Origin of the sequence: Methylotuvimicrobium alcaliphilum 20Z, assembly GCF_000968535.2 — a bacterium.
GTDB lineage: Bacteria > Pseudomonadota > Gammaproteobacteria > Methylococcales > Methylomonadaceae > Methylotuvimicrobium > Methylotuvimicrobium alcaliphilum.
In genome coordinates this window covers 223,685-238,736 of the sequence record NC_016112.1, presented here as the reverse complement: position 1 = coordinate 238,736, position 15,052 = coordinate 223,685, and the positions used below count along the sequence as shown (strand labels likewise).

12 protein-coding genes are annotated in these 15,052 nt (G+C 52.2%); 6 read left to right on the top strand and 6 right to left on the bottom strand.

Translation table 11 applies throughout. From position 1 onward, the window contains the following. Window positions 1-12: 12 nt before the first annotated feature. Window positions 13-1,344, top strand: a complete 1,332-nt coding sequence (locus tag MEALZ_RS01115) for an HlyD family secretion protein (protein WP_014146734.1) — start codon at window positions 13-15, stop codon at window positions 1,342-1,344. Between the two features lie 26 nt (window positions 1,345-1,370). After that, entirely contained in the window at window positions 1,371-3,146 is a 1,776-nt protein-coding gene (locus MEALZ_RS01110; RefSeq protein ID WP_014146733.1) for a TolC family protein, read from the top strand. A gap of 317 nt (window positions 3,147-3,463) precedes the next feature. On the opposite strand, the gene MEALZ_RS01105 is transcribed toward MEALZ_RS01110, so the two are convergent. Continuing rightward, complete coding sequence (locus MEALZ_RS01105) at window positions 3,464-4,315, bottom strand: hypothetical protein (protein ID WP_046060923.1); 852 nt, start codon at window positions 4,313-4,315, stop codon at window positions 3,464-3,466. A 1,137-nt stretch (window positions 4,316-5,452) separates the two neighbouring features. Here MEALZ_RS01105 and MEALZ_RS01100 point away from each other — a divergent pair. After that, window positions 5,453-6,772, top strand: a complete 1,320-nt coding sequence (locus tag MEALZ_RS01100; RefSeq protein WP_223842340.1) for a saccharopine dehydrogenase NADP-binding domain-containing protein — start codon at window positions 5,453-5,455, stop codon at window positions 6,770-6,772. 754 nt (window positions 6,773-7,526) lie between these two features. Here MEALZ_RS01100 and MEALZ_RS01090 read toward each other — a convergent pair. From MEALZ_RS01090 to MEALZ_RS21310, 4 genes are all read right to left on the bottom strand, one after another. Further along, window positions 7,527-8,003, bottom strand: a complete 477-nt coding sequence (locus tag MEALZ_RS01090) for a DUF3368 domain-containing protein (RefSeq protein WP_046060921.1) — start codon at window positions 8,001-8,003, stop codon at window positions 7,527-7,529. Continuing rightward, window positions 7,988-8,134 carry a hypothetical protein gene (locus tag MEALZ_RS22490; RefSeq protein WP_014146729.1) on the bottom strand — a complete coding sequence of 49 codons (147 nt, stop codon included), beginning with the start codon at window positions 8,132-8,134 and terminating at the stop codon, window positions 7,988-7,990. Before MEALZ_RS22490 ends, MEALZ_RS01090 begins: the two co-directional genes overlap by 16 nt. A gap of 3 nt (window positions 8,135-8,137) precedes the next feature. Next, window positions 8,138-8,326 (bottom strand): hypothetical protein, encoded by a 189-nt coding sequence (locus MEALZ_RS01085; RefSeq protein ID WP_014146728.1) that lies wholly within the window; start codon window positions 8,324-8,326, stop codon window positions 8,138-8,140. A 119-nt stretch (window positions 8,327-8,445) separates the two neighbouring features. Then, complete coding sequence (locus MEALZ_RS21310; protein WP_014146727.1) at window positions 8,446-8,739, bottom strand: substrate-binding domain-containing protein; 294 nt, start codon at window positions 8,737-8,739, stop codon at window positions 8,446-8,448. Here MEALZ_RS21310 and fdhF point away from each other — a divergent pair. The 3 genes from fdhF to MEALZ_RS01070 all read left to right on the top strand — a co-directional run bounded on the left by fdhF (window position 8,701) and on the right by MEALZ_RS01070 (window position 12,198). After that, window positions 8,701-10,356: a formate dehydrogenase subunit alpha gene (fdhF, locus tag MEALZ_RS01080; protein ID WP_223842339.1), complete on the top strand. Its 1,656-nt coding sequence runs from the start codon at window positions 8,701-8,703 to the stop codon at window positions 10,354-10,356. The genes MEALZ_RS21310 and fdhF overlap by 39 nt on opposite strands. Next, window positions 10,349-11,206 carry a formate dehydrogenase accessory sulfurtransferase FdhD gene (gene fdhD, locus MEALZ_RS01075; RefSeq protein WP_014146725.1) on the top strand — a complete coding sequence of 286 codons (858 nt, stop codon included), beginning with the start codon at window positions 10,349-10,351 and terminating at the stop codon, window positions 11,204-11,206. Before fdhF ends, fdhD begins: the two co-directional genes overlap by 8 nt. 779 nt (window positions 11,207-11,985) lie before the next feature. After that, window positions 11,986-12,198, top strand: a complete 213-nt coding sequence (locus tag MEALZ_RS01070) for a formate dehydrogenase subunit delta (protein WP_014146724.1) — start codon at window positions 11,986-11,988, stop codon at window positions 12,196-12,198. Between the two features lie 471 nt (window positions 12,199-12,669). Here MEALZ_RS01070 and MEALZ_RS01065 read toward each other — a convergent pair whose 3' ends face one another. Beyond that, window positions 12,670-14,838 carry a sodium-translocating pyrophosphatase gene (locus tag MEALZ_RS01065; protein WP_014146723.1) on the bottom strand — a complete coding sequence of 723 codons (2,169 nt, stop codon included), beginning with the start codon at window positions 14,836-14,838 and terminating at the stop codon, window positions 12,670-12,672. Window positions 14,839-15,052: the final 214 nt, after the last annotated feature.

The following is a 15,052-nucleotide window of genomic DNA, read 5'->3' as shown; positions in this document are numbered from 1 at the left end:
TTCATTGGCCTTATGCAGACACAAGATCATCATCCATTATTATCGGTATTGAGTGCCTCACAGACCCCTCGTTTTGTGGGACAGATCGTGACGATATTCGCCTGGTTGTTCATTCTGATACCGATATTCGCACTGTTTTTGCCCTGGCAGCAAAACGTCAACGGTACTGGATATGTCTCGGCCTTTGCACCCCTTGAGCGACAACAAACCGTCGATTCGCCGGTTTCCGGTCGAATCTTGCAATGGCATGCCAAGGAAGGCGCGAAGGTGAAAGAAGGCGATTTATTAGTTGAAGTCGTCGATATCGACCCGTTATTGCCGGAACGCTTGAAACGTCAACAGGAAGCCAATATCGCCAAACTGGACGCCAAGCAACGAGAGCTCGACTCTTACGAAATCCAAATCGACAGCTTGCTGACCGTGCGCGACATGAGAGTCGCCGCCGCGCAGTATAAACTGAACATGGCGCAGCAAAAAGTGGCAGCGGCTTCCGAAGCGTTGGTTTCGGCTCAGGCATCTTACGATACCGCGCTTTTACAGCAAAATAGATTTTCGCGCCTCCTAGGTGACGGACTGGTGTCAAGGCGCGATTTCGAAGTCGCCGAACGCGATGCAATCGTCGGAATTCGCTCGCTAAACAGTGCGAAAGCCGCGCTGCAATCGGCAAAGGCCGAACAAAATGCCGCAGAGGCCGATATCAATCAAATTCGTGCCGATGCGCAAGCTAGAATCGATTCGACGACCGCCTCAAAGAACAAAATTCTCGGCGAGATCGAGGATATCCGCAATAGCCTCGTCAGTAATGAAGTCAGTATTGCCCGACAACAATCGCAAAGCATTACCGCTCCACGGAGCGGCACCGTATTGCGCTTGTTGTTAAACCCGCAAGGTCAAATGGTTAAGCAAGGCGATCCGCTGTTGATTCTGATACCGGATATCGATGCTCGCGCGGTCGAAGTTTGGGTATCCGGCAACGATGCGCCATTAATTTTACCTGGGCATCATGCTCGATTGATGTTCGAAGGATGGCCCGCGATTCAATTCGTCGGTTGGCCTGAAGTCGCGGTCGGTACGTTCGGCGGCACCGTCGCCTTCGTCGATGCGAGCGACAATGGCCAAGGTAAATTTCGCGTAATGATCGTACCCGACGAAAGCGATCATTTGTGGCCTTCCGAGCGCTTTTTACGCCAAGGCGGCGCTGTCAAGGCTTGGATTCTGCTGGAACAAGTCAGTATCGGCTTCGAAATATGGCGGCAGTTGAACGGCTTCCCGCCGATGTTGACGCCGGAGCATCCATATCGCGATCTGGACCGTATTCAAACACACAGAAAATCCGATAAATAGCGCGTTTTAACGAGAATAGACGATTTATGTTGAAAACTCATTTCCCGATTGCACGCCTTCACCGGAATTTGACGGTTTCCGGTGCATTCGCTTTATTGTCGGGTTGTTCTTTCTATTTCGATACCGGGCCGAAGCCCGAGCTGGTGCAAAAAGTCGAAGAGCGTATGCAACGTGACGAAGACCTTGCCCTGCCGGATCTGTCGAGAGCCGAGCCGAAGACACTCGACTCCGCGATTGCCGAATTCAGAGCCGATCCGAAAAAGCTGGATTTGACAGCACCTCCCATTGTGCTCGAAGAAAAAGGCACAACCGAAGCCGTGGAAGAAAGCCATGCACTGACGATCGCCGATGCGCGCGCAATGGCGTTGACCAACAATCTCGACTTAAAAATCGCGCTGATCGACCCGAGCATCGCCGCCACGGTCGTCAGCGAAGAAGAGGCCCGGTTTGACGATCTGATTTTCGCGCGCGCCAAGTATTCGAATAAAGACACGCCTTTTCTCGACGGCGATGTCGTAAACTTCAAGGCTGTCGACAAAAACTCGCCGTTGAATGACGAAATCGCCAAACTAGGCTACATGCCGCAAAGCGCCGAACAATGGGATGTCGAGGCCGGCATCATGATTCCGCTACGAACCGGCGGAACAGTGATACTCAGTACCCCGCTCGAAAACAAAAGCAAAAGCCGCTTCGTGGCCTCCGACCAATACCGAAGCGCGCTGCGTTTCTCGATGAGCCAACCGTTATTGCGCGATGCCGGTATATCGACCAATGTCGCCGGCATTCGGATCGCACGCTACGAACAACAAATCGTCGACCTCAAAACTCGACTGCAATCGATCCGCGTATTGGCCACAGTCGACAAGGCCTATTGGGCGCTTTATGCCGCCTGGGGGGAATTGGACATCCGCCGTCAACAATACGAAATCGCACAGCAAAATCTAACGATGGTCAAACGCCGCGTCGAAGAAGGCTTGACCGCCGCGATCGAAATCAACCGAGCCGAAATCGGCGTGGCCGAACGCATGGAGTCTTTGATCGTCGCGAATACCCGCCTCAAACTTAGCCAACGCCAATTATTGCAGTTTCTCAACGACAAGCGTTACGGCATCGATACATCCACGATTATGATTCCCGAAACCTCGCCGATGCTGGTCAGTTTCGATTTCGACCGCGAAGCGCTGGCCCGAAAAGCATTAGACGGCCGCTTGGAACTGTTGGAATTGGAATTAAAACTCGCTGCCGACGCGACCAAGATCGACTATTTGGAAAATCAAACCTTGCCGATGTTCATGTTGGACTACAGCTACGGAACGCAAGGCCGCGACACCAACGATTTCGGGGGGGCCTACGGCGATACATTTACCGGACGCTACGACGACTGGTCGGTCGGTTTGAGACTGGAAATTCCGTTGACCAACGAACTGCGCAAATCGCGCCTGTCGCGCGCCGTGCAGCAAAGATTGCAACGCTTGACGACGCGCGATTTAAAAGAACTAACCGTGCGCCGAGAAATATATGATGCCCTGGACACCGTTTCGCAGAATTGGCAGCGCATCATCGCAGCCCGGCAAAACGTCGTACTGGTTGGAGCCAACTACGACGCGGAACTCAAGCAATTTGAAGAAGGCTTGCGGACGATGACCGAAGTATTGGAAATGCTCACCAAACTCGGCGATGCACAAATGAAGGAAGTCAGGGCTATTGCTGATTATCAAGTCGGGTTGATCGACCTGGCCTATGCAACCGGCACCCTTCTCGGTTACAGCAAAGTCGATCTGGCGGGATTGATTTCGAAATGACGGAGCTTGAAACCCAAATTCGGCAGTTCAATCATGAAGCACATGAAGTTAGTAAAGTATTTCAAGAAATTACCTAAACATCCCAGCATTCCAACTAATCTTTCGGGTGAGCGAAAGTTGTACAAAAACAAATGACAAGCCCAGCTTTAACATTTTTCGGTCTTCAGGTCATGGGTGGTGCTTCATTTGTTAAGGAAGGGCAAGTTATTGAATTAACTTCTTATTCTTCTTCATGATCTTCATGGAGGAATGCTTTTTCTAGGTTAAACGCATACGAAATAATGCGTGTTTATGAAAATTGCCCGGCCAATCTCGGATCAGTCACTGCCCGTATCCGCATACTTATCGCCGTCGAAACGATACACGGCGTTTTCTGCCGAGTTAATCGGGTGCTGCTCATCCCCGCTTTGGGTGCCGGTTCGCGCGACCAATAAATCCGGATAGCCGTGATGAATATCGCTTAATACCGAAATTGTGCCGGTATAAGACCAACAAGGAATCGTAATCCCGGAAGGCAGCGGCTCATCATCGCAGCCCCCCGCATTATTGCCGCCGGTCTGCACAAAACCCAAATCGGCCCAAGTCGCGCCGTCGAAACCGAACAGCACTTTGCCGTCATCGAAATAACCGCCCATGCCGTAGCCGAAGTCGAGCATGAACGCGATCCGCTTGGACGATAAAGTCAAAATTTCCGCCTGCTTAATATCGGGCGCTTCGCCCCAGGAACCGATTTCGCCGATTCCGGTTTGCATGCCGATTGCGCGCCAGCCGTCCGAATCCAACCGGTAAGTCGCCGCACCGACCTTAACGCCCTGCACATGACTATCCAACGGAGCTCCCGTTTCCGGGTCGATTTTCTGAGCCTTACCGAATATCACATAATAATCGCGATCGCCGATCGAAAAACCTTGCTCGAACCAAAAACCGGCTAATTCCCCAGATTCGGTTTTAATCGATTCGCCGGAGAATTCGCTACCGTATAATTCTTGCAATGCAGCGTAAGCATCCGGCTTCGAAAAACGGCGAATCGTTTCGGTTGCGGTTTCTTGTTCCGGGCCGACAGCTTCCCGATCCATCGAAAAATAGACGGCTAAGCCAATCCCCGCTAACGTAGCGATCAAGCCGATGAGTAGTGTTTTTCTGGATTTTGGACGATTGTCAGTTTGCATAATAGTGCTAGAGAGAAAGCTTACCAATGAATGAGGACTCACTAACGATAAAATGAAAATTTTTCCGTTTAGGAACGAGCATGAAATAACTTCGACAACTTCTGGGAGGGGGCTCGGTGGCTCGATTGACAGGTGTCGGCGGCAGGGCAGATTTTTGCTCCTGCAAAATCTGCATTCATGCCATCCATGGCAATCAGATTCCGCCGTCAAGCCTACATGGAAGTATTCACGGCGTCCTGTCAAGCGAGTCACCGAATCGCCGCAAAGCCTACTACTTGTAGCAGTTATTTTGTGCATATTCCTTACTTTCTATTAGTCGTAGCCGCAATGCGATTGAAAAAGCCCGAGGCATTTGAGTTATGGATGGAATCCTACAACAAGCCTGCATGTATTCCAACCTGTGTCTCAAAAAGTCAATCAACGAGAAAGACAATAGAACACAAGGCACATTCACATAGCCAACAATTACGCCTGAATTACCGTTTTTTGCCAACGATGTCCGAACATTTACCAATGACTGTTTTATCCTAAAAAGAGCAGTTGACATGTGTTGTAGGCCGTTCGTGCTGAGCAAAGTAAGCACCCTTCGGTCGCATGGCGTTACTATAAAACAGTCGCTGTTTTACGTATTTTTTTGTATTTTTGCATATTGTCAAGTTATTGATTTTAAATATAAAAAAGATTTTTCTTGAAAGCCGAGTCAATACATGAAGGATTTACAACACTTTCACCGGCTTGGTGAAGCCTCAAACTACCGTTCATCCTGAGCCCTTCGGCTGCGCTCAGGAGAGCCCTGTCGAAGGGCGAACGGTAGTTTGAGGCTCTCAACTGCTCTTTTTAGGTTTATGGATTTTGAGAGAATACCTGGCGCTTTATAACCTATGATTATCAACAGTTTCCAGGATATCATGAGCGCCGTAGGGTGCGCGATGCGCAGCCTACACGCTACCTCCTTCTACGTGTTAGTTTCCTGCCCTGACATATAAGGCGCACCGTTTGAATTAAATTCGTGAAGTCCTCACTCGTATTTGACAAGCGCCTGCGCTTTCAGTACTTTCAGCTCTCCAAAATCGCCTAGTCGACAGGATTTCAAACATGGAAATCAATCACCCGCTCGTGATAACGGACGAGAATACTATGATACCGATTAAAATTGTGTTCTTCGGACTCGGTGCAGTGGGTTCGGCAATGCTGATTTGTTTTTCGGAATTGGCCGAGCGGGACGGCGTAGCCATCCGTTTTGTCGTTTATGTTCGCAATCCGGATGAGGCCCGGGATGCGCTGTTTCATGCCGAGCAATTGTTTGAATATATCGATTTCATCAAACTTTCGGATTTCAGCTCGGTCTTCGCGTTGGAGCCTGCACACGAGCAAGAACTGACCGGCGCCACATTGTTGGTAAACGCGGCGCTGCCGGAGTTCAACGGGGCCATGCTTGAACTCGCGCTTCGAATCGGCGCACACACCGTGGATCTGGCTTCGGATATTTATGGCGCGAAAACCGAGCGCACGCTGACTTTCGCGCAATATGCTTACGATACGGCACTTCGCGAGCGCGGAATCGCCGCGCTGATCAACATGGGCGTGTCGCCGGGCGTCACCAATTTTCTCATCGGCCGCCGGATGCACGACCTGTTGGCGACCGACCGGAAAGATCTCGAAGTGGAGAGTATCGATCTTTATTTGCTCGAAGATATCGATTCGGATTCGATCGTCTTTTCCTGGTCGCCGGTCGTGGCTCTGGAAGAGTTGGCGCAACACCCGCGAATCTTACGTGACGGCCGCATGTTGGTGCTCGATCCGTTCAGCGAGGCGCGCGAATATCATTTTCCTCACGAAGCCAGTCCGAGCCGGCAGTATCCGCTATATCAGGAAGAGTTGTTGTCCCTGCACCGTTCGTTCCCCGAGATCGAATCGATCGGCGTCTACACTGGCGGCTCGGAAGTTGAGTTGGTCAAAGCGCTGTTTCAACTCAATCTATTGTCGAAACGCAGTCTGCCGGACCGACCGGAAATGACGATCGAGGCGATGGTCCGCGCAATTCTGCCGGGCATGAACAAGCCTCGGCGTATCGAGGAATATTTGCGCAACGGTACGATTCGGCGAGCGCATTTTGCTGCGGCGGCTGAAATTCGCGTATCCGAAACGGTGCGTAACGAACGTCAAACCGCCATCGAAACGGTTGGTCTGAGCTATTTACGCTACCCGGAATTATTGAACTCGCCCTATGCCGGCGCGACCTACATCGCCTATCCAACCGCGGCTAGTGCTGCGATTCTGGCTTGGCATGCCTTGGATTATCTCCGCACAAAGTCAGCGCAGACACTATCCGGCGTGATAACCGGAGAGGATCTCGCGCGCATACTGCCGCGACCGCGAGCCGATGCGATTCGCCGCGATTTGGTTGCTTGGGATATCGATTTGTTCGAAAGCGTGCGCGATGCCTCCGAAACCTAAAATCTCACCTGATTAGCAAGTTTCTTCAGCTAAAGCCCAAAAACCAGCATAACCCTAGCAGGACGGGGTTTGCAACCCCGTCCTAAACGTTTTAACTTTGGCCGAAGTTAGCCGAAATGTTTAGGGCAAACCGAAACGTTGGGGACGGGTTAAATAACCCGTCCCGCAGAAGTGGCTGCGACTGGCCACTGCTCGGACAATTGGCTTCAGCAAGCTGAAGCATCTTGCTAATCAGGAAATCTCATACCCCCAGCAATTCCCAGTTTGAGCATTTTCGACGATCTTAGGGTATGGGGTATGCCTGTCGAGGAACGCCGTAAACCCATCCATGGGGGCTTGGCGACAGCTCGAACGCCAAGGATGGCGTGAATGCAGATTTTGCATGCAGCAAAAATCTGCCCTGCTACCGACATCCTCGCCAAGCACACCCCAAAACCTTTTTGATCCCCAAATTGGGAATTGCTGATACCACCCCCGGCCATCACCGGAAAGAACCCGCCGCAGACACTTGTCAATCGAGCAACCGCGACCGCTTAAAATCGTGCACTTTCGAAATAACAAATGGCGTCCTAAAAACTTCCATCAGAAGCAGTCATATCGTAGTTTTTGCAGATTATGCCTTTCATGTGTTTCGTGGACTAATTGCCGAATTGATGAAGCGGGGGTCTTGCAAAGCGGAATAAGTCGGCTTAGCGTCGACGCAACCCGGCAAGATACCGGCGAGATCGATTTTCTAGTTGCTGGACCTGGCAGCTCAACCCTTCTTCAATTGGGCAATCACAGCATCTGAAATTCGATACCCCATCTGTCTGAGTTCGGCGATTAAAGCCTCGGCATCGGGAATCAAGGTTTTTCGTTGAGCGGCAAACAATACTGCTGCCGTACCGACTACCAGTAATTGCTTGCGCAAAGCTTGTTTTCGCGCCAATGGATCATCCAAGATCAACAAGGCGTTACCGTTTGTTTGCAAGGCATACTTAATGCTGGATTGCTCGCCCAATCCCAAACTTCTCGATAAAGGGTGTTTAAAGTCCGGATTGTCCACACATTGCAACCACTCCGAAGTCAAAGCCTGTTCGATCAAGAGGATATCGGCGGATTGCCCCCGTAAACATTCATCGGCAACGGCTTGAGTTATCACTACCTTGCCAAAAAGTGCGGGCAACAATTGAAGTTGATTTATTTTAGCCAGCGCTATGAGCGATCCGGCATCGGCTATGACGATAGCCATGAATTCAATGTTTCCAGTTCCTTGGCGGTTTGCTTGTCGGCTACGACAACATCGATATCCAACTGGGTCAAATGGTCGATAAATTCGGATAGGCTCAAACCGCTGATTTGCGCGACTGCTCCCAATGACAACACTCAGTCTTTAAATAAACTGGCTGCCAAAGCGGGCTTGAGTTGATCATTCAACTCCCCTAGTGAGCTTTTTAAATTTAACAGCAGGGCATTCGGTTGATTGCCTTTTAAGATCAATACCGGTTCTTTTTCGGCATGTCTAAGGGCCTCCGAAGGATTGCGTTTTAAATTCCTGACATTGGTTGCGTACATGGTCGACCCGCTCGGCAAAAAAACTAGAGTGTAGCCACGCAAAGAGTGAACACAATCGCTTTGTTACGGGGTGGCTGTGGCAGATGGAGTAGTGTCGGCATAACCTCGGACGTAAGGATTTACCTGAGATTCAATACCACCCGCCCGGCACCGGACAAATCGTAACCGCCCAGTTCTTCGGCTTTTTCGATGAACGCGGGCGTGCGGGTCAGTTCCAGTAGATTCTGGATCGGCGGCTCGAAATAGTCGAAGCGGCGCATCACCAGATCGAATCGTTCTTTCGTCAGCGGAATGAAATCGAGGCGTAGTTGCCGGGCGACCGACTCGACTGCGATGCCGACATCGGCCTTGCCGTTCGAGATCGTCAGGCCGACGTGATCATGGTCATCGGCGCGAATCCGACCGACGGCCATCCGGTGTTCGGTTCGTTGATGAAAAAACGGCTGCGCCAAGGCGCGAAACTGATCGTCGTCGACCCACGCGAGATCGATCTGGTCAGAAACTCGCCGCATGTCAAAGCCGATTACCATCTGAAGCTGCGTCCGGGAACGAACGTCGCGTTGATCAACGCGCTCGGCCATGTCATCGTGACCGAAAATCTGCTCGATGAAGCCTTTATTCAAGAGCGCTGCGACACCGCCGCGTTCGCAAAATGGAAAACCTTCATCGCCGATCCGCGTCATGCCCCCGAGCAGACCGAAGGGATCACCGGCGTGCCGGCCGCCGATATTCGCGCTGCGGCGCGCCTTTACGCGACCGGCGGCAATGGCGCAATCTATTACGGCTTGGGCGTGACCGAGCACAGTCAAGGCTCGACGACCGTCATCGGCATCGCCAACCTAGCGATGGCGACCGGCAACCTCGGACGTGAAGGCGTCGGCGTCAATCCGTTGCGCGGACAGAACAACGTGCAAGGTTCGTGCGACATGGGCTCGTTCCCACACGAATTCCCGGGCTACCGCCATGTCTCCGATGCCGAGACGCGCCAGCTGTTCGAAAAAGATTGGAACGTGATTCTCGAATCCGAGCCTGGCCTGCGCATTCCGAACATGTTCGATGCCGCATCCGACGGCACTTTCATGGGGCTCTACGTCGAAGGCGAGGATATTGCGCAATCGGACCCCGACATCCAACACGTCCATCATGCTTTGAGATCGATGGAATGCGTGATCGTACAGGATCTATTCCTGAACGAAACGGCCAAGTTCGCGCATGTTTTCCTGCCCGGGTCGTCGTTCCTCGAGAAAAACGGCACGTTCACGAACGCCGAACGACGTATCTCGCCGGTGCGCAAGGTCATGAAGCCATTGGCCGGTTACGAAGACTGGCAGGTCACGCAGTTGCTCGTGAATGCGATGGGCTATCCGATGAATTACAGCCATCCGTCCCAAATCATGGACGAGATCGCTAGGCTGACGCCGACATTCGCCGGCGTCAGCTACGAAAAAATCGATCGCCTCGGCAGCATCCAATGGCCGTGCAACGAAGAAAATCCTGCGGGTACTCCTACGATGCATGCCCATGAGTTCATGCGCCCGAACGGCAAAGGTCTGTTCATGCTGACCGAATATGTCGCGACCGAAGAACGCACGACGCGGATGTTCCCGCTGATTTTGACGACCGGCCGCATCCTGTCTCAATACAATGTCGGCGCGCAAACACGCCGAACCGAAAATGTCGCGTGGCATGCCGAGGACAGGCTGGAAATTCATCCGCACGATGCGGAGGATCGCGGCATCATCGACGGCGATTGGGTGGGCATCAAGAGCCGTTCCGGAGAAACGGTATTACGCGCATTGATCAGCGAACGCGTACAGCCGGGCGTCGTCTATACGACTTTTCATTTCCCGGAATCGGGCGCGAACGTAATCACGACCGACAATTCCGACTGGGCGACCAATTGTCCGGAATACAAAGTCACCGCGGTGCAAGTATCGAAAGTCACGCAGCCTTCCGAATGGCAAAAACAGTACAGCGACTTTTCGAAGCAGCAATTGGAATTGTTGGAGCAAGGCACGCATTATGCTTGATCTTGCGGCGCCCGAATCATCTGCGTGGGAACTGGGCTGGCCGAGTTATCGGCAATGCCCGGTAGAGCGCTGGCAGGGCGGACGGCATAGCGTGCAACAGGATTACATCGCCGAGGAAGTGCCGGTGTCGCTGGTCTATAACGGCGTGCCGCATGTCGTGATGCTGGCGACGCCGACTAATTTGGAAGAGTTCGCGCTCGGCTTCAGCATCACCGAAGATATTGTCCGTCATCCGGCCGAGATTCTGAGCACGCGGGTTTACAACCGCAAGGACGGCATCGAAGTACGTCTTAAAATCCCCGAACAGCGCAGGCAAGGTATGGCCGATAAAGGCCGCAATTTGACCGGGCGGACCGGTTGCGGCTTGTGCGGGGCTAGCACCTTGCAACAAGCCGTTCGTCATCCCGCGCCGGTATCGGGCGGTGCTTCGGTAACGTCTGCCGAATTGTTATCGGCATTGGACGAGTTGACGCAGCATCAGCAACTCAACCGATTGACCGGCGCCGTGCATGCGGCCGCATGGGTCTTGCCTAGCCGGGGCATTCAAACCATACGCGAGGATGTCGGGCGCCACAATGCCTTGGATAAGCTGGTCGGGGCATTATTGAGGACAGGACGAAATCCGGCCGACGGTTTTGTGATCGTCACGAGCCGGGCCAGTTACGAAATGGTCCAAAAAACCGCCGTCGCCGGCATTGGCTTGTTGGCCGCGATTTCCGCGCCGACCGGACTTGCGATACGGTTGGCCGAGGAGACCGGCCTGACGCTGGTCGGCTTCGCCCGAGAAGACCGGCATGTCGTTTACAGTCATTCGCATCGGCTGATCCACCGAGAAGCCGATTTGGTTTGAAATTAACCTTGCAATGGTTTCACGAAAAAATCGAACGTAGGCAAGGAATCACCTGATTAGCAAGATGCTTCAGCTTGCTGAAGCCAACTGTCCGAGCAGTGGCCAGTCGTAGCCACTTCTGCGGGACGGGTTATTTAACCCGTCCCCAACGTTTCGGTTTGCCCTAAACATTTCGGCTGACTTCGGCCAAAGTCAAAACGTTTAGAACGGGGTTGCAAACCCCGTCCTGCTAGGGATATGCTGGTTTTTGGGCTTTAGCTGAAGAAACTTGCTAATCAGGAGGAATCATGACCATTAAGATAACGAAAACCCGCGTCATTCCGCCAAGGATCGGCGGACAAATCTGCCGGGAGCAGATTTGCATTGACCCGTTAGGGTGCCGGGCAGGGCGCCCGGCATGAATCCAGGCCACGGATGGCAAGTATTGAATACATCCATACCCATCGTAGATCAAAATTCGGCACCGGGGTGCCAGTCAAAGGACGCCGTGAATACGTCCCTGTAGGCTCTATGCCAGCTCCATGCTGGCAAAGCCTTTGCCGAGCACCCCGGCGCCTCCTCAGGCACTGCCGAAATTTGAAGTGCGAAAGGTATAGTCTGGATGTCGGCAATCCATGCCGGCTTAACTTAATGGCAGTGAGGAAAGGAGTGCAAAAGCTTCAGCTTTTGCCTAAAAAAGCTAAAGCTTTTTTACTCCACCATGGTTGAAACGGGTAGCCGATAAATCCTATGAATCATATCCTTTAAGAAAATTTTGTCGCGTACAGAGGCAGACAATCATGCAGATAGAAAAACTCATCAAAATGGCCAATGCAATCGGCGAATTCTTCAATGCGGACCCTGATAAGGAGGCCGCCGTCGAGAGCATCAAAAATCATCTACTACGCGCCTGGGAACCCCGGATGCGCCGCGAAATCATCGATTATTGCCGAAAAGACGGAAACGGCCTAGCCGAGCCGGTCAAGCAGGCCGTTCTGAAATTAGAAGTCTAACTCTAAGGATTTCGTGATAAATAATGTCCAGGAACTATGAGCGTTGTTGAGGGTTCGGTAACTCGCTTGACAGGACGCCGTGAATACGTCCTTGTAGGCTTGACGGCGGCGACTAATTGCCATGGATGGGTTTACGGCGTTCCTCGACAGGCATACCCCACACCCTAAAATCGGCGAAACTGCTCAAACTGGGAATTGCTGTGGTAATAGACCGCGTTCGCCTAAGATCTGTTGTAGGCTGAACGGTCTTTTACGGCATCAACAAGACACTTATACCCTTTGCTGGTCAAATTTCGGCGCTGGGGTGTCCGTCAAAGGACGCCGTGAATACGTCCATGTAGGCTCTGTGACAGCATCCCTGCTGTCAAAGCCTTCGCCGAACACCCCGGCGCCTCCATGTGTCAATGCCGAAATTTGAAGTGCGATGGGTATAGAACGGAATATTTTTTGCTTGAAATCGTCTTAGGCCCATCACAACATCGGCGCAATTACCAATGCCACCACGGACATCAATTTCAACAGAATATTCAGCGAAGGCCCCGAAGTATCTTTGAACGGATCGCCGACCGTGTCGCCGACTACCGCCGCTTTATGGGGCTCCGAGCCTTTACGATAGGTGCGTCCTTGAATTTCCACACCAGCTTCGATCATTTTCTTGGCATTGTCCCAAGCGCCGCCGGCATTGGATTGAAAAATCGCCATTAACACCCCGCTTACCGTAACCCCGGCTAGTAAGCCGCCCAACATTTCAGCGCCGCCGCCGAATCCCACGACAACCGGCGAAACGACGGCCAGTAATCCGGGAAACACCATTTCCCGAAGCGAGGCTCGTGTTGAAATCGCGACGCATTGACTGTATTCCGCTTTGCCGTCCGCATTATTGAAAACCAGCTGGTCGGCCTCGCTCCATTGATCCAATTCCTTCCCTTCGTTGCGACGCATGACTTCGAGCGCCGCTTTCAACTCGGGGATAGAGGCAAACTGTCGTCTCACTTCTTGAATCATATCCATCGCCGCTCTTCCGACAGCCGCCATCGCTAATGATGAAAATAGAAACGGCAACATGCCGCCCAAAAATAAACCGCCCATGACATAGGGCTTAGAAATATCGATACTGGAAATGTTGGCGGTGGTCATGAAAGCGGCAAACAATGCCAGCGCGGTCAATGCGGCCGAACCGATCGCAAATCCCTTACCGATTGCCGCGGTCGTATTGCCGACTGCATCAAGCTTATCGGTCCGCTCTCTCACGTCTTTCGGTAAGGCCGCCATTTCGGCGATGCCTCCGGCATTATCGGAGATGGGCCCATAAGCATCGACAGCCAATTGAATGCCGGTATTGGACAACATCCCCACCGCCGCTATGGCAATGCCGTATAAACCGGCGAATTCATAAGCTCCGATAATGGCGGCGGCAATAATAATAATCGGTACTGCGGTCGACTGCATGCCTACTCCGACCCCGGCAATAATATTGGTCGCGGACCCGGTCAGCGATTGCTCGACGATGCCTCTTACCGGGCGGGTTCCGGTTCCGGTATAAAATTCGGTAATCGCGCCTATTGCCAGCCCTGATGCCAAACCAATAATAATAGCGATGAACACGCCCATTGACGTGTAAACACCCGAGCCGGTTAGCCAGGATTCCGGCAACATCCATTGAGTGATCCCATAAGTTGCTAAAAGCATGAATAATGCCGACACCAGTTCGCCGCGATTCAAAGCTTTTTGCGGATTTCCGCCCTCTTTGATACGCACGAACCATGTACCGATAATCGATGTCACGATACCTACAGCGGCTAGCACCAAAGGCAACAACACGGCATTCAATCCGCCGAATTCGTTGTCTGCTTCAAATCCGACTGTCCCGATCAATACCGCGCCCAGCACCATAGTGCCGATAATGGAGCCGACATAGGATTCGAAAAGGTCGGCACCCATTCCGGCAACATCGCCGACATTATCGCCGACATTATCGGCGATCGTCGCCGGATTCAGCGGATGGTCCTCGGGAATACCGGCTTCTACCTTTCCGACCAAGTCGGCGCCGACATCGGCCGCTTTGGTGTATATGCCGCCGCCGACCCTGGCAAACAAAGCAATCGAAGACGCGCCGAACGAAAAGCCGGTAATCACCGTGACGATGCGGCCAATTTCCCATCCCATCGAAGAAAACACGATTAGCAGCAAACTGAGTCCCAACACGCCGAGGCCGACCACGCACATGCCCATCACCGAACCGCCGGCAAAGGCCACCCGCAGTGCGCTACCGATATTCGTTCTGGCCGCTTGCGTCGTTCTGACATTGGCCTTAGTGGCAATACGCATGCCTAAAAAACCGGCAAATCCGGAACAAAACGCGCCTAATATGAATGATAATGCAATCATCCAAGATGAATCGTCAGACAAAGAGCCCATCCAACCCAACAAAATAGCGACTAGAACGACAAAAATAGATAAAACCCGGTATTCCGCCTTGAGAAAGGCCATGGCGCCATCTTCGATGAAGCCTGCGATCCGCGTCATCCGTTCATTCCCGGCATCCTGCTTGTTAACCCATGCCGAACGTTTAATGATAAAAAATAGCGCTAATAACCCGAAAACCGGGGTGAAATATGTAATCAACTGTCCTGTATTCATCGATGTTTGCCTTGTTTTAGTTATTAATGGATTATGACATCGACGCTTTTTGATAGGGCATAAAAAGCGACTTAATGATTTTTTTGAGACGAACCCTTACAATCCAACGTTGTTTTGCCGCGCCTGTCAACACTTGTCTTATTAAAATTGGTTATTTGTGAAACCCGGACGCGGATTTTAGGCTCAAATTTTTTTAGCACCTTACTGGCGGCAC